This is a genomic window from Fodinicurvata sp. EGI_FJ10296 (assembly GCF_040712075.1).
Taxonomy (GTDB): domain Bacteria; phylum Pseudomonadota; class Alphaproteobacteria; order DSM-16000; family Inquilinaceae; genus JBFCVL01.
In genome coordinates, this window is record NZ_JBFCVL010000009.1 from 1 (window position 1) to 21782 (window position 21782).

General features: G+C 64.6%; 21 protein-coding genes and 1 pseudogene. 8 read left to right on the forward strand and 14 right to left on the reverse strand.

Annotated features, from left to right (window positions below):
* Positions 1-457 (reverse strand): annotated as a pseudogene (locus tag ABZ728_RS18560) (hypothetical protein); the annotation flags it as partial.
* Positions 458-554: 97 nt separating this feature from the next.
* On the opposite strand from ABZ728_RS18560, the gene ABZ728_RS18565 reads away from it, so the two are divergent.
* On the forward strand, positions 555-1496 hold the full coding sequence (locus tag ABZ728_RS18565; RefSeq protein WP_366657765.1) for a hypothetical protein: 942 nt from the start codon (positions 555-557) through the stop codon (positions 1494-1496).
* Between the two features lie 39 nt (positions 1497-1535).
* The gene (locus ABZ728_RS18570) at positions 1536-1949 is read left to right on the forward strand and encodes a response regulator (RefSeq protein WP_366657766.1); all 414 of its coding nucleotides are present in this window, start codon (positions 1536-1538) and stop codon (positions 1947-1949) included.
* Between the two features lie 18 nt (positions 1950-1967).
* Here ABZ728_RS18570 and ABZ728_RS18575 read toward each other — a convergent pair whose 3' ends face one another.
* From ABZ728_RS18575 to ABZ728_RS18615, 9 genes are all read right to left on the reverse strand, one after another.
* Positions 1968-2885, reverse strand: a complete 918-nt coding sequence (locus ABZ728_RS18575; protein WP_366657767.1) for a dihydrodipicolinate synthase family protein — start codon at positions 2883-2885, stop codon at positions 1968-1970.
* A 1-nt stretch (position 2886) separates the two neighbouring features.
* Positions 2887-4623 (reverse strand): IlvD/Edd family dehydratase, encoded by a 1737-nt coding sequence (locus ABZ728_RS18580; RefSeq protein ID WP_366657768.1) that lies wholly within the window; start codon positions 4621-4623, stop codon positions 2887-2889.
* Positions 4620-5642 (reverse strand): 2-hydroxyacid dehydrogenase, encoded by a 1023-nt coding sequence (locus ABZ728_RS18585; protein WP_366657769.1) that lies wholly within the window; start codon positions 5640-5642, stop codon positions 4620-4622. The genes ABZ728_RS18580 and ABZ728_RS18585 overlap by 4 nt, the downstream gene beginning before the upstream one ends.
* 51 nt (positions 5643-5693) lie before the next feature.
* Positions 5694-6383 (reverse strand): GntR family transcriptional regulator, encoded by a 690-nt coding sequence (locus tag ABZ728_RS18590; RefSeq protein ID WP_366657770.1) that lies wholly within the window; start codon positions 6381-6383, stop codon positions 5694-5696.
* Positions 6380-7882, reverse strand: coding sequence for a tripartite tricarboxylate transporter permease (locus ABZ728_RS18595; protein ID WP_366657771.1), 1503 nt, complete (start codon positions 7880-7882; stop codon positions 6380-6382). The genes ABZ728_RS18590 and ABZ728_RS18595 overlap by 4 nt, the downstream gene beginning before the upstream one ends.
* Positions 7873-8349, reverse strand: a complete 477-nt coding sequence (locus ABZ728_RS18600; RefSeq protein ID WP_366657772.1) for a tripartite tricarboxylate transporter TctB family protein — start codon at positions 8347-8349, stop codon at positions 7873-7875. The genes ABZ728_RS18595 and ABZ728_RS18600 overlap by 10 nt, the downstream gene beginning before the upstream one ends.
* 83 nt (positions 8350-8432) lie before the next feature.
* Complete coding sequence (locus ABZ728_RS18605; protein WP_366657774.1) at positions 8433-9395, reverse strand: tripartite tricarboxylate transporter substrate binding protein; 963 nt, start codon at positions 9393-9395, stop codon at positions 8433-8435.
* Between the two features lie 248 nt (positions 9396-9643).
* Positions 9644-11464, reverse strand: coding sequence for a TRAP transporter fused permease subunit (locus ABZ728_RS18610; protein ID WP_366657775.1), 1821 nt, complete (start codon positions 11462-11464; stop codon positions 9644-9646).
* 11 nt (positions 11465-11475) lie between these two features.
* Positions 11476-12453, reverse strand: coding sequence for a TAXI family TRAP transporter solute-binding subunit (locus ABZ728_RS18615; protein ID WP_366657777.1), 978 nt, complete (start codon positions 12451-12453; stop codon positions 11476-11478).
* 232 nt (positions 12454-12685) lie between these two features.
* On the opposite strand from ABZ728_RS18615, the gene ABZ728_RS18620 reads away from it, so the two are divergent.
* A complete protein-coding gene (locus ABZ728_RS18620; RefSeq protein WP_366657779.1) occupies positions 12686-13798 on the forward strand; it encodes an AbrB family transcriptional regulator in 1113 nt (370 codons plus the stop codon).
* Between the two features lie 49 nt (positions 13799-13847).
* On the opposite strand, the gene ABZ728_RS18625 is transcribed toward ABZ728_RS18620, so the two are convergent.
* Positions 13848-14471, reverse strand: a complete 624-nt coding sequence (locus ABZ728_RS18625) for a class I SAM-dependent methyltransferase (RefSeq protein ID WP_366657780.1) — start codon at positions 14469-14471, stop codon at positions 13848-13850.
* A 157-nt stretch (positions 14472-14628) separates the two neighbouring features.
* On the opposite strand from ABZ728_RS18625, the gene ABZ728_RS18630 reads away from it, so the two are divergent.
* From ABZ728_RS18630 to ABZ728_RS18650, 5 genes are all read left to right on the forward strand, one after another.
* A complete protein-coding gene (locus tag ABZ728_RS18630) occupies positions 14629-15231 on the forward strand; it encodes a cytochrome b (RefSeq protein WP_366657781.1) in 603 nt (200 codons plus the stop codon).
* Between the two features lie 200 nt (positions 15232-15431).
* A complete protein-coding gene (locus ABZ728_RS18635; RefSeq protein ID WP_366657782.1) occupies positions 15432-15590 on the forward strand; it encodes a YqaE/Pmp3 family membrane protein in 159 nt (52 codons plus the stop codon).
* 20 nt (positions 15591-15610) lie between these two features.
* Positions 15611-16024: a DUF4112 domain-containing protein gene (locus ABZ728_RS18640; protein ID WP_366657783.1), complete on the forward strand. Its 414-nt coding sequence runs from the start codon at positions 15611-15613 to the stop codon at positions 16022-16024.
* Positions 16025-16208: 184 nt separating this feature from the next.
* Complete coding sequence (locus tag ABZ728_RS18645; RefSeq protein WP_366657784.1) at positions 16209-17294, forward strand: type III polyketide synthase; 1086 nt, start codon at positions 16209-16211, stop codon at positions 17292-17294.
* On the forward strand, positions 17291-17809 hold the full coding sequence (locus tag ABZ728_RS18650) for an isoprenylcysteine carboxylmethyltransferase family protein (RefSeq protein ID WP_366657785.1): 519 nt from the start codon (positions 17291-17293) through the stop codon (positions 17807-17809). The genes ABZ728_RS18645 and ABZ728_RS18650 overlap by 4 nt, the downstream gene beginning before the upstream one ends.
* A 27-nt stretch (positions 17810-17836) precedes the next feature.
* Here the strand turns inward: ABZ728_RS18650 and ABZ728_RS18655 are convergent, their stop codons facing one another.
* The 3 genes from ABZ728_RS18655 to ABZ728_RS18665 all read right to left on the reverse strand — a co-directional run bounded on the left by ABZ728_RS18655 (position 17837) and on the right by ABZ728_RS18665 (position 21616).
* A complete protein-coding gene (locus tag ABZ728_RS18655; protein WP_366657786.1) occupies positions 17837-19426 on the reverse strand; it encodes an ATP-binding protein in 1590 nt (529 codons plus the stop codon).
* Between the two features lie 65 nt (positions 19427-19491).
* A complete protein-coding gene (locus ABZ728_RS18660; RefSeq protein WP_366657787.1) occupies positions 19492-19848 on the reverse strand; it encodes a hypothetical protein in 357 nt (118 codons plus the stop codon).
* A 145-nt stretch (positions 19849-19993) separates the two neighbouring features.
* On the reverse strand, positions 19994-21616 hold the full coding sequence (locus tag ABZ728_RS18665) for an ABC-F family ATP-binding cassette domain-containing protein (RefSeq protein ID WP_366657788.1): 1623 nt from the start codon (positions 21614-21616) through the stop codon (positions 19994-19996).
* Positions 21617-21782: the final 166 nt, after the last annotated feature.

The window sequence follows — 21782 nt, forward strand, 5'->3', positions numbered from 1 at the left end:
CCAGATAGAGGTTCTGCAGCGGCAGACCATCTTGTACGCTGCGTTCCGCAAGATCGGCGGCGCTGTTCCGGTCTCCGTCAAGAAGGCGATCGAGATAACATCGCGCGAGATCGCCGTTTGCCGCTGCCGGATCCACGAAGGAGGGCGGCATGACCGCCGGCGCGTCGATGTCGGCGAGGGCGGCATCGAGATGGGACATGGCGACCGCCGCGGCCGGTCGGGGCAGATGCCGAACGAGCACCGGCCGGAGGTCGGAAAGGCTTGCATTTGCATCGTCGGCCCTGACACCTCGCGCCGACAGCATCGAGCGCAGCCAGAGCCCGTAATCCGCAAACAGCGCCGGGTCGCCGCCGGCCACCGCCCCTGTCAGGACAGCGAGATGCTTCTCGTTGTCTGGCAGGTTGTTGCCATCGACGTGGTCGATCCGTTTGCCGGTTCCATCGCTTTGTTCGGTCACATCGTTGCCTGGTGTTGCTGTCTGGAGCCCGAAACGTCTATGAAGATGTGCGTTGGGAGTAAGAAAAACAACCCCCTGATGAGAGGTCAGGATCCTCGTGGATAGCCAAAAAGATGATTATATCGGAAAATATGATAAAAATCTAAATAAAATGGATCGAGTAATTCATAATAGCATGCATAATTATGAGTTTTCACTTGTAGAATATCGATATAATCCGTTAAATACAGCATGGAATCTTTTATATCGGACCATGCTCATGACGGCAGCGGTAAAATCCGTCACCGTACTGGTCGGCGACGATCAGCGTTTTCTGCGCACTGCCGTGCAGCGTGCGCTCGGGTTGGTCGACAGTAAGGCCATGAATATCCGTTGCCTCTTTGCACGGGATCACGCCGAGATCATGGCGCATCTGGACGGATCAACGGCGACCGACGTTCTGATCACGAACAGGTTGGTGGGCGATGCATCCGGCCTGGATGTCCTGAAAAGCATTCGATCAGGATTGACCGGGGCACCAGGAACGATGCCGGTACTGCTGGTCATCGGATATGGCGATCCGGAACTTGTCCGGCTGGCCCGTGCTCTCGATGTCAATGCTATTCTGGTACGGCCGATATCGCTGCGCCTGCTCATCGACCGGATCCGGCACGCGATGTTGCACCCGATCGAACCGGGTGACGTAGCACGCTATCATGATGTCCGTTTGCCGCAAGCCCTGGCGGAGGCGCCGGATGCTCGCCGGTCGCCGGGTGTTGTCCTCGACAAAACGCTGCGTCCGACGCAGGTGCACGGGGGAACGGATGCCAACAGCCGGAAGCGAACGCTATGGGTGAGGGTGGAGAATCTTCGTGCGGGCATGACCGTTGCTCAGGATGTCCGGGGACCGACCGGCAGTCTGGTCGTCGGCCACGGCGTACCATTGACTCCGCGATTGGTATCCCGTTTGAACGAGTTGGTCACACGCTTGCCGCAAACGAGTGCTATAAAAATATATGGTGATGCTTCAGCTTCTCGTGACAAATCGCCGGAATCATGAGCGAAGCCACAATCAATATTATTCCCTGGAATACGTAGTATGGCCGACATTTTACTTGTCGATGACGAATCGCTCGTCCGGGAAACGATCGCGGCGATGCTTCGCCGTCAGGAGCATGCTGTTGTCAGCGCCGGGGACGGCTCGGAAGCCCTGCAGAAGATCGGCGAGGGACGCTTCGATATCGTGCTGATGGACATTCTGATGCCAACGATGGAAGGCATCGAGACAATCTCGAAGATTAAAAAGGATTACCCGAACATCAAGATACTGGCGATGTCCGGGGGTGGCAGCTTCGGCGGCCATAATTATCTCGATGTCGCGCTTAAACTGGGCGCCGCCGACATCATCCGCAAGCCATTCACCTCCGCCGACCTGCGGACGAAAATCGAAGGGCTGACCGGCAACGGCCTGGGCCCGATCGCCAATCAGGGCGACGCCTCGCCCGGGTCCTGAGACAGTCCGGCCGAAGCATCAGGACGTTGGCCAGCGCGCGGTATCGATGCCCAGCATCCGGGCATGGCCGGCCAATGCCCGCAGGCCGAACGGCGTCGGCACGGGACCGCCCCCGGAAACACTGGCGCGGGGATGAAAATCGAGCCCGTTGCGCAGACAGAAAAGCAGCTTGCCGTAGACGGTCAGGGAGTCGAGCGACTGCACCACGAATGTCGCCATCGGCAGGACGCGGGCATAAGCCGCGCGCGCCTCGTCTTCTCGTCCGGCGGCCATATGCGCCCAGATGCCGATCAGGAAATCGGCATATTCCGGCGCGGGAACATGGCCGTCGATGCCACCCTGGATGCAGTCGATCAGTTCCAGGCCGCCGCGTCCGGAGAACACCTGCAGCCGGTCGCCGACGGCGTCGACCAGGGCAGCTGTCTCGACGGCGGAAACCTCCTGTTTGACCGCGATCAGGTTCGGGTGCCGGTCGCTCAGCGCCTTGATCGCCGCGACACTCAGGCCCACGCCGATGAACTGCGGCGCGTTCTGAATGGCGGCACGGATGGGGCATTGCCTCAGAACCTGATCGAAGGCGGCGGTCAGCGTCGCCTCGTCGTGCGCCGTCGCCGGCGGCTGGACGATGACCCAGGCCGCGCCGTGATCGGCCGCGTGGGCGATCGCCGCGATCTGTTCGTCGGGTGTCGGTTCGAAGATGGTGACCGCCAGCGGGACTCGCCCGGCGATGTCCCGGGTGTTCCATTCGACCATCTGGCGCCGTTGGACCGCCGTCAGGTGGCGAACCTCCGTTGCAAGGCCAAGCGTGACAATGCCGACGGCCCCCTGATCGATTGCAATATCCACCTGTCGGCGCATGGCGTCGCGGTCGAGCTCGCCGTGTTGGTTGAACAGGGCGTAGAGGACGGTGTGAACACCGCGTGGCAGTTTATCCATATCAATGAGACTCCCTGGGGACGGCAGCACCACGACAGCCGACCAGAAAGTCCAGATCGGCGCCCTGATCGGCCTGAAGCACGCGTTCGACATACAATCCCTGATAGCCGCCGACCGTCACCGGCGCGGGGGCGGTCCAGTCGGCCATCCGCGCCCGAAGCGCGTCATCGTCGATCAGCAGGTCGAGCCGCCGTGCGGGCACGTCCATTCTGATCCGGTCGCCCGTTCGCACGACGGCAAGCGGTCCGCCGGCGGCGGATTCCGGTGCGGCATGCAGAACGACCGTGCCATAGGCCGTGCCGCTCATCCGCGCGTCGGATATGCGCACCATGTCGCGCACGCCCTGCTCGACCAGCTTGCGCGGAATGGGCATGTTGCCGACCTCCGCCATGCCGGGATAGCCTTTTGGGCCGCAATTGCGCAGGACGAGCACGGTATCGGGCGTGACCGGCAGGTCGGGATCATCGATCCGCGCCTTCAGGTCCTCGATGGACTCGAATACCAGCGCCGGTCCTTCGTGAACGAGCAGATCGGGCGACGCGGCCGATGGCTTCAGCACCGCCCCGCGTGGCGCCAGGTTGCCGCGCAGCACCGCTATGCCGCCATTCTCGGTCAGCGGACGATCCCACGGCCGGATCACGTCGTCGTTGTGGACCGGCGCGTCGGCGACGTTCTCGCCCATCGTGCGGCCGTTGACAGTCAGCGCGTCGCCGTCGAGCATGCCGTTCTCGGCCAGACGGCGCGCTACGGCCGGAACGCCGCCAGCATAGCAGAAATCCTCCATCAGATACCGCCCCGACGGCATCAGATCGACCAGCGTCGGCACGTCGCGGCCCCATTCGTCCCATTGGTCCAGGCCGAACGGCAGCCCCAGCCGACCGGCGATGGCGATCAGATGAACAACGGCATTGGTCGAGCCGCCGATCGCCGCATTGACCCGGACCGCGTTCCGGAACGCATCCATTGTCAGAACGCGCGACAGCTGCAGGTCACTTTCGACGATCTCGACCGCACGGCGGCCGACCATGTGGGCCAGAACCTTGCGGCGTGCGTCCACAGCGGGGTAGGCGGCGTTGTACGGCAATCCCAGACCCAGGGCTTCGACGATGCTGGCCATGGTCGAAGCGGTGCCCATGGTCATGCAGTGACCGGCCGACCGGCTCATCGCGGCTTCGGCGGCCATGAAGTCGTCGACCGAGATCACCCCGGCGCGTACCTCTTCGGAAAGCCGCCAGACATCGGTGCCCGAGCCGATGACGCGCCCCTCGTGGTGGCCATTCAGCATCGGCCCGCCCGACAGCCCGATGGTCGGCAGATCGCAACTGGCCGCGCCCATGATCAGCGAGGGCGTGGTCTTGTCGCATCCCATCATCAGGACGACGCCGTCGATCGGGTTGCCGCGGATGCTTTCTTCCACATCCATGCTGGCGAGGTTGCGGAACAGCATCGCCGTCGGGCGCAGATTGGACTCGCCGCACGAGAATACCGGAAACTCCAGCGGCCATCCGCCGGCTTCGATCACCCCGCGCTTCACCGCCGCGACGAGGTCGCCGAAATGCGCGTTGCACGGCGTGAGTTCGGAATACGTGTTGCAGATGCCGATGATCGGCCGCCCATCGAAGGCGTGGCTGGGAATGCCCTGATTGCGCATCCAGCTTCGATGGATGAAGCCGTCCTTGTCCAGGCCGCCGAACCAGGCCTGCGAGCGCCGCTTGTCCTTCCTGTCGCTCCTGCTCATGCCTTTCTTTCCTCTGGTGTCGAGACGGCGTTGACCAGGGCATGCCCGGCCGCGGCGCGGCGGATATTGTCGGTCATCAGCGACAGGCGGCGCGCCACCGTTCCTGATGTCCAGCCTGACAGATGCGGGGTCATCATGATGTTGGGCAGGGTCGCAAACGGATGATGGGCCGGTGACAGGTCCGGGTCGTCGGCGCCCGGATAGCGATACCAGACATCGATGATGGCGCCGCCGATGCGGCCGCCGCTCAGGGCGTCCCAAAGGGCGGTTTCATCCACGACCGGACCGCGCGCCACGTTCACCAGGACGCCTTGGGGCCCGAGGGCGTCGAGGGTCGCGGCGCCGATCAGCCCCCGCGTTTCCGGCGTCAACGCGATGGCGACGACCGCGAAATCGCAGTCGCGCAGCATCACCGGAATGTCGGCCAGCGCGTACCGGCCGTCGACATCGGCGTCGGCCGGGATGGCCGAGCGATTGGCGGCCAGAATGCGCACCCCGAATCCCTGGAGTTGCCGCGCCAGCACCCGTCCGATCGCGCCGAAACCGATGATGCCGACGGTCGCGCCGGACAATTCCCGGTGGGGCGGCGCGCCGAACCGGCTCGATCGCTCCCAGGACCCGCGCCGGAAGCCCTCTTCGGCAGGGCGCAGGCGGTGGCACCATTCCAGCATCTGGGCCATGCAGTATTCCGCGACCCCGGTCTCGTGTCCGCCGACATTGCAGACGGTGGCGCCCGACGGCACATGGCCGAGGTCGATTTCGTCCCAGCCGATGCCCGGCACCTGGATCAGGCGCAGCGACGGCGGGATAGGCGTGTCGGCATCGATGCGCACGGCAATCGTGGCCAGGGCATCGGCGAACGCGGACTCTTTTTCCGTCCGGGACGCGCCGTGGCCGATCGTGACGACGGTGAAGGCGTCGCCCAGTGCGGCCTGGATTTCGGCCCGGCGGTCGGCGAAACTGTCGCCGTAGATGACGACCTTATGGATTGGTGCGGTATTAGCGGGTTGTTCTGGCATCGGGTGACCGTATCCGTTCGGCGATGGACGGGAAATCGATAGCAGCGGCGGTCATGACGCCAGACTCCGGGCCTGGCTGGCGCCGAGTTCGTGGGCGATCCGGGTCGAGGTGGCGAGCAGGTCGTCCAGCGCGGCCTCGGCTTCAGTCGTGTCGCCTTCGGCGACCGCTGTCATGATGCGCACATGCTCACGCCCGGTTTCGGCCAACCCGGCCCCTTTTGCGCCCGCATAGACGAAACCGGCGCGCCGGTTGACGCAGTGCAGCGGTTCGAAGGTGCGGGCCGCGACCTCGTGATCGGCGGCTTTGGCGAGCAGCCGATTGAAGGCGTCGTCGATGCGCATGAAGCGGCGCAGATCCGGTGTGCGCGCGGCATCGCCGATCATGGCGGCCAATTCGCGGAAATGCCGCCGTTGGAGGTCGTCGGCCAGTCTGGCGGCGCGCTGGATGATCAGGCGCTCGACCGATTGCCGGATATCGATCGTCATCAGAATGTAGTCGACCTCGATGGGGCGCACCAGGATCCCCCGGCGGGGCAGGATCCGCACCAGGTAACCATAAGAAAGACGCAGCAAGGCCTCGCGCACCGGCGTCCGCCCCAGCCCGGTCTGTGCGCAGAGCCGCTGTTCGGTGGTCATGGTTGCCGGCGGCAGTTCCAGTGTGACGATCATTTCCTCGATCGTGCGATAGGCCGATTCCGAAAGCGTCTCCGGTTCCAGGTCGAATGTCGTCCGGTCGATCACGCTCTGCGCTCTCTTCTGTTCCCGATCAGACGGATCAGCCATGCGGCCAGTGGCATCAGCCAGATCAGGATCGTCACGGCCGCCAGCCCGCCCGCAACGGGCCGCTCGACAAAGGCAAGCGGGTCGCCGCGCGCACGGGTCAGCGAGGTCAGGAAGGTTTCTTCCAGCATCGGCCCGATGACGAGGCCGAGTATGGCGGGCGCCAGCGGAAAACCGCCTTCCTCAAGAATATAGGCGATGATGCCCATGGACAGCATGGTCACGATCGCAAACATGGTGTTGTCGACGGCAAACGCGCCCACGATGCAGAAGGACAGGATCACCGGCATCAGAACCGATTTTGGTACCCGCAGGACGTATTGGTATCCGGCGATTGCCGCGAATCCGAACGGTATGATCAGCAGATTGGCGATCAGATACGATAGGAAGACTGCGTTGATCAGGTCGGCGTTGGTCAGGAATACCGTCGGACCGGGGTTCAGGCCCTTCATGAACAGAACGCCGATGATGATTGCGGTCAGGCTGTCGCCGGGAATGCCGAATACCGTAGCCGGGATCAGGGCGCCGCCGATCGATGAATTGTTCGAAGCCGAGGCCGAGGCGATGCCATCGGTAATGCCGGTGCCGAATTTCTCGGGATGGCCCGACAGCCGCTTCGACAGGGCATAGGAGACATAAGCGGCGATATCCGCGCCCGCGCCGGGGATGGCGCCGATGACGGCACCGATGACCGATCCCCTCGCGATACCCCATTTCAGTCGCTTCAGGTCCGTCCAGAGGCCCTGGAAAAGGCCGGTGGTCGCGTTGATGACGCGCTCGGCGGTGCGGCCGGCGCCAAAGGCATAGCGCAGGACCTCCGGGATGGCGAAAAACCCGATCAGCACCGGGATGAACGAGAAGCCGGCGGTCAGATCGCCAACGCCGAAGGTGAAACGCAACTGGCCAGATACCGGGTCGAGCCCGACCTGGGCGATCGCCAGCCCCAGCAGTAGCGACAACGCGCCCTTTGACCAGTGGCCCTGGCTGACCGCGGCGGCGGCCGTCAGGCCCAGGCAGGCCAGCCAGAATTTCTCGTAGCTGGAGAATTGAAGGGCGATGCGCGCCAGCCAAGGAGCTGCCGTGATCAGCAGGATGGCGCCGAAGATGCCGCCGATGGCCGAGCAGACCAGACCTATGCCCAGTGCCTGCGAGGCTTTGCCCTTTTGCGTCATGCGATAGGCTTCGTCGGCATAGGCCGCCGATGCCGGCGTCCCCGGAATGCGCAGCAGGGCGCCGGGCAAATCGCCCGCGAAGATGGCCATTGCCGCCAGGGTCATCACCGCCGCCAGGGCGGGCACCGGCTCCAGAAAAAAGGTGATCGGAATGATCAGGGCGACCGCCATGGACGCCGTCAGGCCCGGGATCGATCCGACGGCAAGACCATACACCGATGCCAGCAGCATGGCCGCGATCACCGTCGGATCCGCCAGCAGGGTCAAGGACCGGAGCATCAGATCCATGTCAGCACCCCGGAATACGTCTCAAGCAGACCCCAGGGCAGGGGAACGCGCATGAATTGCTGAAACAGGATTTGCAGCACGAACGCCGCCAGGGTGCCGATGACGATCGATGACAGCCAGCGTCCGCGCATCAGCCCGATCAGCCCGCTGAGCAACACCGGCATGACGATGAGGTAGCCGATGACGGGCACGGCAAGGATGAACACGATCGGCACGGCGACGAAGGCCACGACGGGCAGACCGAAGCGATAGCCGGCGTCACGCGGCGGTGGCGCGGGGTCGGCGCCGGTCCAGGCGCGAGCTACGGCCACGAGACCGAAAACGATCATGCCGATGCCGACGATGGTGGGAAACAGGTCGGGGCCATAGGGAATGTGGCGCGGTGTCGTCAGCGGCATGGCAAAGACGATCAGCGAAGCGCCCAACACCACGAATGCCGATCCGATGGCGATGTTCCTGGGATTCATGGCGGTGGCAAATCCGGCATTGACGGGGGGCGCCGCCGGTGACGACGGCGCCCCCGATCAGTATGGAATGATTGGGTCCGGTGCTAGAGTTCCAGGGTGCCGATCAGGGCGCGAACCTGTTCTTCCTCGTTTAGCAGGAAGTCCTCGAACTCGGCCGTATCGCGCCAGCGCAGGCCAAAGCCGCGCGACGTCATCGCCTCCTGGAATTCCTCGTCGTCATAAATGTCTTCCATGGCTGCCCCCAGCTGGTCGACGACATCGTCGGGCAGGCCGGCCGGACCGACAAGGCCGCGCCAGGCGCCCAGTTCCAGTTCAAGCCCGGTTTCCTCTTCCAGCGTCGGGATGTCGGGGAATGCTTCGAGCCGCTCGGATCCGAACACCGCGAGGCCCTTGACCAGCCCGGATTCGATCAGCGACCCGGCTTCGGGGACCGAGCAGGGGACGACGTCGAAGCCGCCGGCGACCATCTCCTGCAGCGCGGCGGCCGCGCCCTGACCGGAGATCATCCGGACTTCGCTGAGGTCGACGTCCCATTCCTGGAGCAGGGTGGCCAGTGCGATCGGCCATGACCCGCCGCAGCCGCCGCCGCACGCGATGTCATAGGCGGCCGGATCGGCTTTGATGTCGTCCAGCGCCTGGGTGATCGTGTCCCATTCGGAGTCCTGACGAACATGGAAACCGGCCGGATCGAAGTTGTACTGGGCGATCGGCGTCATGTTGGCGACGTCGAAATCGCCCTGGCCCATCGGCTTGTAGTGCGCGAAATTATACGCGATGCCGAGCGTATAGCCGTCGGGTTCGGCTTCGGTCATCGTGGTGAAGCCGATGACGCCGCCGCCCTGGCCCTGGTTGACGACATTGACCGGCTGGCCGAGGCGCTCTTCCAACTCCGCCGCCAGCAGGCGGCCGGTCGCATCGGTGCCGCCGCCGGCACCGGCGGGGACGATCAGGGTAATCGGGCGTTCGGGCCACTGGGCGAGTGCGGCGCCGGGCAGGGCGAGAATCAGGGCAACTGCGGACGCCGTAGCGGAGAATGGTATTCTCATTGTTTCCTCCCAAATTGATATTTTGTAATATATCAGATACCTGACAGACTTTCGTATGTCAACGCCGGGACCCTCGCAGGTCCGGCCGCCGCCACTCCCTGATCGTCCCCGCCTTGAGCGGGGACCTCGCGCAGCAACTTGCGATCGCGAGACACGAGCAGGCCTCATGCGGCTCGGGGCCCCTGATCGGTGTCAGGGGCGATCAGGTGATGGAAATAATCGCAATCCCACCGCCGAGAGGATCAGCGTCAGATCAGGAAGATCACACCGAGGCCAGCCGGTATGGCGGCAATGCGCAGCAGCTCGAACAGGCGCGTGCGCGGACCGCCAATGGCACCGAAACTGACCAGCCACAGGCCGAAAGCGATCTGGATGAACGCCAGCAGCGCGGCGACCGGTGCGTCGGCGATGCGCAGCAGGTCCTGATTGGCGATGAAGGCCGGCGGCACCAGAAACAGCCCGAGCCCCAGGCGCATGGCGTTGCCGGCGACCGGAAGCCAGGGCGTCTGCGCGATCCCGGCCGCAATGAAGACATTGCCGCAGACCGGTGGTGTGATTGTGCAGAGCAGCGCGTACCAGAACACGAACAGATGGGCGTAGAGCTCCGGCACGCCCATGGTGACCAGGGCCGGGGCGGCGACGGCGGCGCAGATGACATAGGCCGCGGTCGTCGGCAGTTCCATGCCCAGAACCAGACTGGCCAGTGCCGTCAGTGCCAGCGCGGCCCACAGATGGCCGCCCGATGCGCTGAGGATCACCGAGGTCAGCTTGACGCCCAGGCCCGTCATGTTGAAGACGCCGACGATGATGCCGGCGCAGATGATAACGGCCGCGATCATCGCCACCTGCTGCGCGGCCGTGATCAGGGCGTTCAGCGTCCGGTCCCACCAACCGCGCAGCGACACGCTGCCATCGGCTTCGAACATCAGTGTCACCCAGGTCGCCGCCGTGGCGAAGACGGCCGCGAACTGGAGCGTATAGCTGGTAAAGATCAGCGTGCCGATCAGGATGCCGAACGGGATCAGGAAGAAGGGCAGCGATACCATGACCACGCGCCAGCCCGGCAGCGCGTCGCGCGAGAGTGCCGGGAGGTCGTGGCGCAGCGCGTAATTCTGCACGCCCATCCAGGCGGTAACGAAGAACAGCAGCGCCGGCAGCGTGGCGGCGATCATGATTTCGGTATACGGAACGCGCACAAGCTCGGCCATGACGAACACGCCGGCGCCCATGACCGGCGGCAGGATCTGGCCGCCGGTGCTGGCCACCGCCTCGACCGACGCCGCAAAGGCGCGCGGATAGCCCAGCCGCTTCATGGCCGGGATGGTGATCATGCCCGTGGTTGCTGTATTCGCGGCCGCGACGCCGGAAATCGTGCCGTAAAAGGCCGAGGACAGGACGGCGACCTTGGCCGCACCGGCCCGGAAGCGGCCGGCAATCTGGGTCGCGAACGACATGAATCCCTGGCCGGCCTGACCGGCGGAAATGAACCCGCCGAGAATGACGAACATCGAGATCGTGTCGACGGATGTGCCGGTCAGAGTGCCCCAGAGACCGCCTTCGGTGATCGTGAGCGTGCCCAGGATATAAGTCGGGGTCAGTCCGGAATGGCCGAAATAGCCGGGAATCCACTCGCCGACAAAGGCATAGGCCAGCACCAGGGCGGCCACGATCGGCAGCACCGCCTTGATCGCACGGCGCGCCATTTCCAGCACCGTGACGATCAGCACAAGGGCGACGGCGATCTGAAACGCGCCGTCCAGCGCGCCATACTGGCGCGTCAGCGCGGGTCTGTCCCAGATGATATAGGCACATGCCGCCACGCCCAACGCCGCCAGCACATAACCGGAATACCGTTCAAACGCCGCCCGGTCGGCGCGATAGCCGACCAGGAAGATGAACGGCACCGCCAGTGCCAGATGCAGCGGCCGGGTGACCAGATTGGGGATCAGGCCCGCGAAGGCGTTGTAAAGGTGGAACCCGACCGTCAGGACCGCGAGCATGATCGCGGCCCCGCCGTAGACGCGCCCGTCCACGGAAACGGTCGGCACCAGAGAGCGTACCGACGACACTTAGATCAGGCTCACTTCATGCTGTCGGGGATGTCGACGCCCTGTTCCTCGTAGAAGGCGAGGACGCCGGGATGAATGGGTGCCTGAAGCTGTGTGACGAGTTCCGGCGCGACACCGGCCCACCACGGGTTTTCCTCGGCCAGGTCTTCACGCTGCTCCCAGAACTGCTCGACCAGGAACAACGCGGTTTCGTCGTCGATATTGGTGCCATAGCCGCCGACCGGAACGCCCATCGTGGCCACGTCCTCGTCGACTCCGGCATAGGTGCCCCCGGCAATGGTCAATTCGCCCGCCGCCGGATTTTCCTCGATGATGGCGGCGCGTTCCTCATCGCTGAAGCTGAGGATCCGGATGTCCAGCGTCGAGGCCAGTTCCTGGACCTGCGGTGTGGGGTGAGAACTGCAGGTGGCATAGCCGTCGGCCTGCTGGTTGCGCAAGGCGTTGGGGGCGCCGGAGAGTTCCATTTCCGGGGTGTCGATGCTGTCGGTAAGACCGAGTACGTCGAAGATCGCCGCCGTCTGGCCGGCGCAGAACGTTCCCGTGCCGCCGGCGATGAAGGTCGAGCCTTCCAGATCGGCCACGGAATGGATGTCGCTGTCGGCCCGCACCACGAAATGGATGGTGATGAAGGGCATCGGGAACAGCGTCCGGATGCCATCGTAATCGCCGCTGGTGAACGGCTCTTCGCCCGCCCAGGCGTCGAGCAGCAGGTTCGGCGGTGTCGTGAAGAAGAAGGCGCCCGGGCGGCGGCCGGCTTCGGTCACGTTCTGAACGGAACCCTGGCTTTCCTCGACCGTCGGCAGGATGTCGCCGTCGCTGGCCGAGCGCAGCATTTCGCCGAGCTGAACCGTCATCGCGTAATAGGACGAGGTCGAAGACGCCGATTTCAGCGTCAGCCGGGTCTGTGCTTCGGCCGACGGGGCTGTGAGCGCCGTGGCTCCGAAAGCCGCCGCGATGGCGACGGCCGATACGGCGAGTGATCTGGTCATGGGTGATGCCCTCCCGAGTGTGGCCCGATTACGGTCCGCCAATGGTCCGATTCCGGGCGTCCCTGATGTTCCGGCCGCGCGGCCGACGGCGCAAGGCCTAGCACACCCCCACACTCGGCCGGAAGGGCTTTCCCGCGCTTCTCGGCCAGGGTGGGTTTCAGAAAGCTTTTTCTGACGGCCCGGGACGGGCTATAAGCCCCTGATGACAATTTACTCCCGAATGGGTTCCCGAATGCGCCCCTGGCCGGATTCCGGAGTCGGCAACGCGCTCAGGCAGATCGTCGCCGTGGCCGGCGGATTGGCGGGCGGGACGGTCTGGTGGCTGCTGTCTTTGCCGCTACCCTGGATGGTTGGATCAATGGTTGGTGGAACCTTGATCGGTCTGTTGCCCATGCGCCCGATGGTCGGTCGTCACTGGCGGTCGGCCATGATGATCGCGGTCGGCATCATCGTCGGCAGTGCCGTCCCCGCCAATTTTCTCGATGCCATCAGCGGCTGGCACATTTCACTGGCCATGATCGCTGCCTATACGGTCACGGTCATGATCGTCGGCACGCTGCTTCTGCGGCGGTTCGCGGGCTATGACGCCGTGTCGTCCTATTGCATGGCGGCGCCGGGCGGGTTCATGGAAATGGTGCTGATCGGAACGGCCATGGGCGCCGATCCGAACAGGATCGCCCTGGTGCACAGTGTCCGGATGCTCTTTGTCGTCCTGATCGTGCCGCCATTGATGGTCACGAGCGGCCCCGAACCGGGCGCCGGTTCAATGACGGGGATAGCCGGGGGGATGGCGGGAGGTGCCGGCGGTGAGGGCGCGATCGGGATCCAGGACGTCCTCGTGCTCGCCGGCTGTGTGGCGGGGGCGTTGATCGGCCGCCGCCTGCGGGTTCCCGGTGCCTTGATGGTCGTCCCGATGATGCTCACCGGGACTGCCTATCTGACCGGTCTGACCGATGCCCATTTGCCCCCGTGGGCGCTGGTCGTCGCCCAGGTCGTCGTCGGCACTTCGATGGGATGCGGCATCGCCCTGCTTCGGCCGTCGACCATGCTCAAGGCCCTGATGTTCGGCACGGTCCTGGTCAGCGTCTTCCTTGTGTTTAGTGCCGGCTTCGCCGCGGCCCTGAGCATGATCACGGGGCTGCCGATCAATCTCGCGTTCCTGCTGTTCGCGCCCGGCGGCGCGCCCGAGATGAGCCTGATTGCGCTTTCGCTCGGCATGGAGCCGGCCATGGTCGCCAGCCACCATATCTTCCGGCTGTTGCTGGTGGTGTCGCTGGCGCCGGTGGTCGGCCGGATGCTGAGACGAAGGGCCGAAGGCGGCGACCCCGAACGCGCGGCCCCCTGAACGCCCGAACGTGAACGCCCGAACGTGAATACGCGTCACGAGGGTCCGGTCAGGCCGCTTCCAGAATGCAGAGCTGGCACCGATAGCCGGCCTTTTCGTGATACGGCGAGTCCTTGATTTCGCGCACGCGCATCAGCCCCTGACGCTCCAGCTTGCGCAGATGATTGAGATAGCCGTCCTTGTCCCAGACCTTTTCGTGCACGGTGACGACGACCGGTGCACCGGGCTTGGTGATGCGCAGCAATTCGTCGATCGCGTCCGGGCCGACATGGCCGCTGGTAAAGGTGCCGACACAGATCACGCCATCATATGTGTTGTCGGCGAAACCAAGGCGCTGGGTCATATCGGCGACCGAAAGGGTGCGATAGACCGATTTCTTTGCCGCGACGTCGAGCATTTCGGCCGACAGATCGATGCCGTCGATCGTCATCAGTCCGCGGCGGTGCAGTTCCTCCCCGGCCAGCCCCGTGCCGCAGCCGGCGTCGAGCACGACCCCGTCGAAGGAGACCAGCTCGGCCAGCTCGGACGCCGCCAGTCCGGGCGCGACATAGCCGAACTCGTTTGCCGTGTCGCGATCATAACTTTCGGCCCAGTCGGCATACACATCGCGGGTCTTGTCGGGATCGCCGTCCAGCGAATAGGCGCGGCGCAATAGCGGGTTTTCTTCGGCCATTCGGTGTGGCCTCCTGATAGTGTTCGATGGATTGCGAACCATGATCATACGGGAGTTGCCCCCCATCTGGCAAATCCGGGCCAATGGGGGATGCTGCCCGTGACCGGCGGGCCGGTGACGGACCGATGGCCGGGGTAATGGACGGAGGGGGGATGGCATGGCGAGAATCAATGAGAGCAAAAAAGCCGGGCGCGGTTATGGCACTGTGGCGCGGCTGTTTCACTGGGCTACGGTGCTGCTGGTCCTCGTGATGTTGGCGGCCGGCATCGCCATGACCAGCGAGGGGTTCGAGGCGATCGGTGACCCTCTGTTCATCCTGCACAAGAACCTCGGCGTTATCATTTTCTTCCTGGTCGTCGCCCGCCTGATCTGGCGTCTGACGCATCGGCCGGATCCGCTGCCGGACAGCCTGACGCCGCTGGAACGCCGGGTCGCCGGCGCCAGCCACGCCGCGCTCTATGCCCTGATGCTGACCATGACCGTGACCGGCTATTTCCGTGTCGTCGGGGGCGGGTTTCCGATCGAGTTGCTGGATGCGCTTGGCATCCCGCCGCTCGTCTCGCCGTCCACCACGCCCGGCATGGAGGATTTCGCAACGACGCTGTCCGTGATCCACAAGGTCACAGCTTTTGTGTTCGTGGCGGTGATCGCCGCCCATGTCACGGCCGCGCTGAACCACGCGCTGATCCTGCGCAACGGCGTTTTCCGGCGCATCTGGCCGCCGGTCGCGCCGCGCGGGAACGATCGTGGCGGCGTCTGAGTTATCAATCAGCGGGAAGGCGTCGGGCGCGGGGTTTCCGGGTAGCCATTTGTGGGATCCTTGATAATTCACCGGCGCTTCCCACTCTACTGCTGCACTGTCACATGGTTATTGGAGCCTGTGGATACCGGGGCATTGGTCGCCGGTACCGATACCGCTGCAGCGATCTGCACGCGGCGAACCAGTTCTTGGAGTCCCTCATGGATATTGTCCGCATTATCTTCGCTATCCTGCTGCCGCCGGTCGGCGTCTTTCTTCAGGTCGGCATTGGCCCGCAATTCTGGATCAATATCCTGCTGACGCTGCTGGGCTACATTCCCGGTATCGTGCACGCCGTCTACATCATCGCAAAACGCTGAAACTGGCGATAGCTGACGCGATGCCAGAGATCGTGACCGGCGATTTGACGCGGGACGTATCCGGGGGCGTGCCTCCGGGCCTGTCCGTGGACGAGGCGCGCCGTCTTCGCCGCCTGCAGTCGCTTGCGCGCGTAATGGATTCCGCCGTTTCTGTTCCGGGAACGCGCTGGCGTGTCGGGCTCGACCCGATCATCGGCCTGGTACCCGGAATCGGCGACGCCGCCGGACTGGCGGTGTCGGCCTATGGATTGATCGAAGCGCGCCGGCTTGGCATTCCGAAATCGCTGATGCTGCGCATGATGGCCAATATCGGTATCGATGCGGCCGTCGGTGCCATCCCACTGTTCGGCGACTTGTTCGACGCCGGGTTCAAGGCGAATATCCGCAACCTGCGCCTGATCGAGCGCCATCTCGACCGCCGTTCGGCGCGGTAGGGAACGGCTGTCACCCAATACCTGGCCGGAAAGTATACCATACCCGCTCTGAAATTGCCGCCGAACCATCGGCGTCCAACGGAACCATGCACTGCCCGAGATCGTTCGCGTCGCAACGCGGCCGGATCGGACCGGGGCTGGGGCCGGGCGCATTCGCCACGGCGACATGGGGGGCACCCGGATAATGACGAATGGCGTCGATTTGATCTCGTTGGCGACGGCGGTTCCACAGCACGCCTTGGTGCAGGCCGAGGTCGCGGATGCCGCACAGGCCGTCTTCGGGCGGCGCATGCATGGATATGACCGGTTGGCACGGGTATTCGAAAGCGCCGGGATCGAATGCCGGTACGGCATTCGGCCAAAAGATTGGTATCTCGAAGAACGAGGGTGGCACGAGCGGACGGCGGCCTATACCGCCGGCGCAACGGACCTTCTGGTCACCGTTGCGAACCGCGCATTGGCTAAGGCCGGTCTGGCGGGCGCGGATGTCGATACGGTCGTACTTGTATCGTCCACCGGCATTGCCACGCCCAGTCTCGAAGCGCGCATTGCCCCGTCGGTCGGCTTCCGTCCCGATGTACGGCGTGTCCCCGTCTTCGGGCTTGGCTGTGCGGGCGGCGTCACCGGTCTGGCCCTGGCATCGCGGCTTGCGGCCGTGCCGGCGGGCGGCACCGTTTTGCTGCTGGTTGTCGAAATCTGCACGCTGGCCTTCCGGCTGGACCAGTTGACGAAAGCCAACATTGTCGCAACGGCGTTGTTTGGCGACGGTGCGGCTGCCTGCGTTTTGCGGGCGGGCGATAAGGGGGCCAGTGGCGGGGGTTCCGGCGGACATCCGGTTCTGGCGCGGGTGACCGGCAGTGGCGAACATCTGTGGCCGAATACGCTCGATATCATGGGCTGGCGTGTGGACGATCAGGGGTTCGGCGTCATCTTCGACCGGTCGATACCGCCGTTCGTCGAGGAGCATGCCGCAGCCGCCGTCGATGCCATCTTCAGCCAGGCCGGCACCGATCGCGGAGCGGTCGGCCGCATACTGTGTCATCCCGGCGGCGCCAAGGTGGTCGAGTCAATCGAGCACGCCCTGGCGCTCGGCGCGGGATCGCTGGACCATGAGCGCACGGTGCTTCGCGACTTTGGCAACATGTCGGCCGCGACGGTGCTGTTCGTGCTGGAGCGCGCGCTACAGGCGGGCTTGCCCCACCGCTCAGCCCTTTTTGCGCTCGGTCCGGGTTTCACGGCGAGCGGCGTAACCCTGGCCGGACCGCAATGACACTGGCCACGATCGTCCTTGCTCTTGTGACTTTGGAGCGGTTGATCGAATTATGGATCGCCAGAGCCAACACGGCGCGGCTGCTGGCGGCCGGCGGGCAAGAGCATGCGCCGGGGCACTACCGCGCAATTGTCCTGCTTCATGCCGCATGGCTTGCGGGGTTGTGGGTCCTGGCCCGGGACGCGCCGGTTCAGACTGGATGGCTGGTGGCTTTTCTCGGTCTTCAGGCCGTGCGAATATGGGTTCTGGCCACACTCGGCCGCCGGTGGACGACGCGCATCATCGTCGTGCCCGGGGAGCGGCTGGAGCAGAGCGGACCGTATCGATACGTCGCTCACCCCAATTATCTGGTCGTTGTCGGCGAGATTGCGGTGCTGCCGCTGGCGCTGTCGATGCCACTCTATGCGCTCGTCTTCTCAATCCTGAATGCCGCGGTTCTCACTGTGCGTATCAGAGCCGAGAACGCGGCGCTGGACTCCGCCGTCCGGCGGTCCCCGTCGCGCGGTTCGCAGTGAGCCCGCGGGTCGCCGGCCCGTTGGGTTTCAGGTCTTGTCGACCGGCAGTGCGGCGGGTAGCGTCACCTCGACAATCGTGCCTTTGCCCGGCCGGCTCTTCAGGGTGAGGCCGCCGCCGTGCAATTCGGCCAGCGACCTGGCCAGCGGCAGGCCGAGGCCGGTGCCGCCCGCCGCCCGGGTATAGCTGTTGTCGGCCTGCTCGAAAGGATGCAATACCCGTTCGAGGTCGTCGGCTTCGATGCCGATGCCGGTGTCCTCGATCGACAGCATTACGGTGTCGCCGTCGACGCGCCGGGATCGCACCACCACCGATCCGCCGGCCGGCGTAAACTTGATCGCGTTGACGACCAGATTGAACAGGATCTGGCTTATGGCGCGGCGGTCGCCCATGACGCGCCGGGCATCGGGCGCCAGATCGACCGATAGGCCGACCGATGCTTCCTCGGCTTTTATGCGCAGCAGACGCAGAACGGAGTCGACGGCGCCGGTCAGGTCCAGCGGTACCTTGCTGATCTCCATATGGCCGGCTTCGACCTTCGACAGATCCAGAATATCGTTTACCAGATCGAGCAGGTGCCGGCCGCTTTCGTGGATGTCGCGCGCATAATCCGTGTATCGCGGCACGCCGACGGGGCCGAACTGCTCGTTGGCGATGATGTCGGAAAACCCGAGGATGGCATTCAACGGCGTGCGCAGTTCGTGGCTCATCATCGCCAGAAACTGGCTCTTGGCGCGGTTGACGGCCTGCGCGGCGTCGCGGGCCCCGATCAGGCGTTCTTCGGCGGCAAGCAGTTCCGCCAGCAGCGCTTCATTCTGGAACCGAAGCGTGAGTGCCTCGACGGCTTGACGGTGGTTGTTGTAGGCGAAGAATGACAGCGCGACGGCGTAGATCGCCATCAGGGTTGCAAGCGGCGCCATGGCGGCGCCGTGGCCGGCGATCAGGCCGCCGATCGTCGGCATGAACGACGCAGCGATAAAGGCCGCGACCGACGACATCAATGCCGATTGGCCGGCTACGAAGGCGCCGGCCAGGCCGGCCAGTACGATTGCCGGCAATGCAAGCCCCGTCAGGCTTTCGGCCTGGAACACGATGCCGCCCAGGCCGACCCCCCAGGCCGCGCCATTCAGGCCTGCGCCGACCATGAGGAGCCGGCTCCAGCGGGCTGGCGCCTGCACCCGATCGTGTCGACGGACGTAGATTCTGTGCAGGCCGATATTGATGACGGCCGCGGTGATTACGCCGGCCAGAAACGCCGCCAGCCATCCGGATGGTACCTCCCCCCATACGGTTGCGGACAGGATCGCCGCCACAACGGGGTTGAGGGCGAGGGCCGGCGGTGCCGCATTCATGAAAACGCGGTCGTTCAACGACACCAGAAGCCAGTCGTGAGGCGGATGGTGCCGACGCTGCCGCTCTTCGGTGACGGACCCTGGCCGGCGGAGGGGCGGGTTGGAATTCGGCATCGGCTCCGGACACTTTTCGGCCACGATCGGGAGTCCCGGCGTCTTGATCGTGCCGAAAATCCGGCGCGGCGACGGGAGCGAAACGTCCGTGGTCTTTTCGGTCGCGCTAAGACGCTTCTTTGTGTTGACCGTCGCATTAACGAACGGTGGCACCAAGAGAATTCAGCGTACGCCGGAATGACTTACCGATTATGTGCGGGTTGATTGCCGAACGACTGTCAGTTTTCCAATGCAGGGTAATAGCAGGCTTCGTAGCGGTGTTTCCAGCGGGCACCGCGCATGCCGTTGACGCATCGCTGGATGGCCAGACGGATATGGGCGGAAGGCTCCGACTGCAGCCGATGAATGATGCCGCGTCGAGGATTGTTGACATGGGGGGCGCGGCGGCACCCCGGGGCCGTTCCGGGGCTGCCGTGCGGCGCGCCGCATCCATAGGGCGGCCCGCCAGCGACGACGATGATCGAGGCATCCGTGCCGTGAGTGCCGGAAGAGGCCGCGGCTGCGGCGGCCTGAACGATCGAAAGACCCATGATGGCGACCCCGAGCGCGAACAGTGGTTTGGCGACAATTCGCATTCTCGTTCCCCTCATGCAGAATTATGTAGACGTTCCTGGGGTATTCCCTTCATGAGTGTAGTATGGCGACAAAAATGATCGAAAATCAATAGAGAAGAAATCGGCCGGTACTTGCAATGAAAATACAATTTTAGTTTTATCAACGTCATTCGACCGTAGACGGAAGATCGATCGTTTGATCTGCGCCGACCGCGCGAAGGAAGGCCGGATCGTGACTGGCAATCAGCAGCGCGCCGCCATACGATCGCAGTGCCGACTCGACAGCGGCGATGCTTTCAAGATCGAGGTGGTTGGTCGGTTCGTCGAGGATCAGCAGTTCCGGTGCGGGCCGCGTGCCCAGGACGCAGGCCAGCCCGGCTCGCACCCGTTCACCGCCGCTAAGGCTGTCCACCGGCTGATGCACCGTTCCGCCCCTGAAGAGAAAAGCCGCCAGCAGGCGTCGTCCCTCGTTATCGTTCAGTCCCGGATCGAGACGGCGCAGATTGCCGAGCAGGCTCATGTCCCGCCGCAGCAGAGTGACGTCCTGATCGAGCATCGCCAGCCGCACTGTTCGGCGGATCGCGCCGCTGTCCGGAACCAGCGTGCCCGCCGCAAGCCGCAACAAGGTCGATTTCCCGCTGCCATTGGGGCCCCGGACCGCCAGTCGCCGCGGCCCCGTGATCGTCATCGAGAATTCCCTGAGCGTGGTAATGCCGGGTGCCGGTCCTGCCGTCACGCGGTCGAACGACAGCACCGTCCGTGCCGCGGGCAGTGCAACGTCGGCCGTCGCCAGCTTGAGGATGCGGTTTCGCTCGACGCGGGCTTCCGCCTGCGCCAGCGCATCGGTAGCCGTACCGTGCAGGCGGTCTTGCAGCAGATTGCCCCTGGCGCCGCTGCGTTCGGCGGTATCGCGTCGGGCGTTCATCGCAATCTTCGGCATATCGTTGCGCAGGCGGCTGCGTCGGCCGCCGGCATCGCGGCGCGCCTTTCTTTCCTGGGCGTCGCGGTTTCGCCGCTTGATCGCGTCGAGATGTTTTTCCGCCTCGGCCAGATCATGGGCGGCCGCCGCGCGCTCGCGTTCCTTTGTAGCGGCATACAGATCCCAGTTGCCGCCATAGGCACAGGCACCCAGGTCTGACATCTCCACGATCCGGTCCATGTGACCAAGCAGCGTTCGGTCATGGCTGACAACGACACAGCCGCCGGGCAGCGCGTTCAGTACGTCGATCAGGGCGGAGCGGCCGTCGGCGTCGAGATTGTTGGTAGGTTCGTCGAAAAGGACGAGCGGCGGACTGTCCCAGATCGCGGCGGCCACGGCCAGTCTGGTGCGCTGGCCGCCGCTGAGAACGTCGACAGCGGCACGCGGGTCCAGTTCGTGCAGCCCGACGACCCGCAGGCATTCCGCGATTCGATCCTCCAGCGTCCAATCGGCCCTGTCGGCGTCATCGGGCGTGCCGGTTCCGGCCAGCAGCCTGTCAATCCGGGCCAGAGCGTCGCTGGCGCCAAACGCATCGGCAACGCTGCGCCAGGGCTGTGCACCGAGATCCTGGGCCAGCAGTGGCACGATGCCCGCGGTCTCCCCGGGAACGTCCCGGTGTCCCGATGATGGCGCCTGAATGCCCGCAATGATCCGTAGCAATGTCGACTTGCCAATGCCGTTGCGGCCGACCAAGCCGGTTTTCTCGGTGCCGAAGGCAACCGATAAGGGGCCGAATAGGGGGGTGCCGTCAGGCGTCGTGCAGGAAACGTCGTGCAGGGAGACGATCGACGGTGAAGCGAACGAAGGCATGGTGAACCGATGAAGCAATTGCGACACGGGCGAAAGACGGATGTGTCGTCGTCATTTTCATCGGTCGGTCCTCAACTTCGCATCATCCATTTGCGCGGTACGAAGTATGGCGCGCAGGTATCCGCAGCGCAAGTGCCCGTCAACGTCCGCGGGGTGTCGGTGCCCA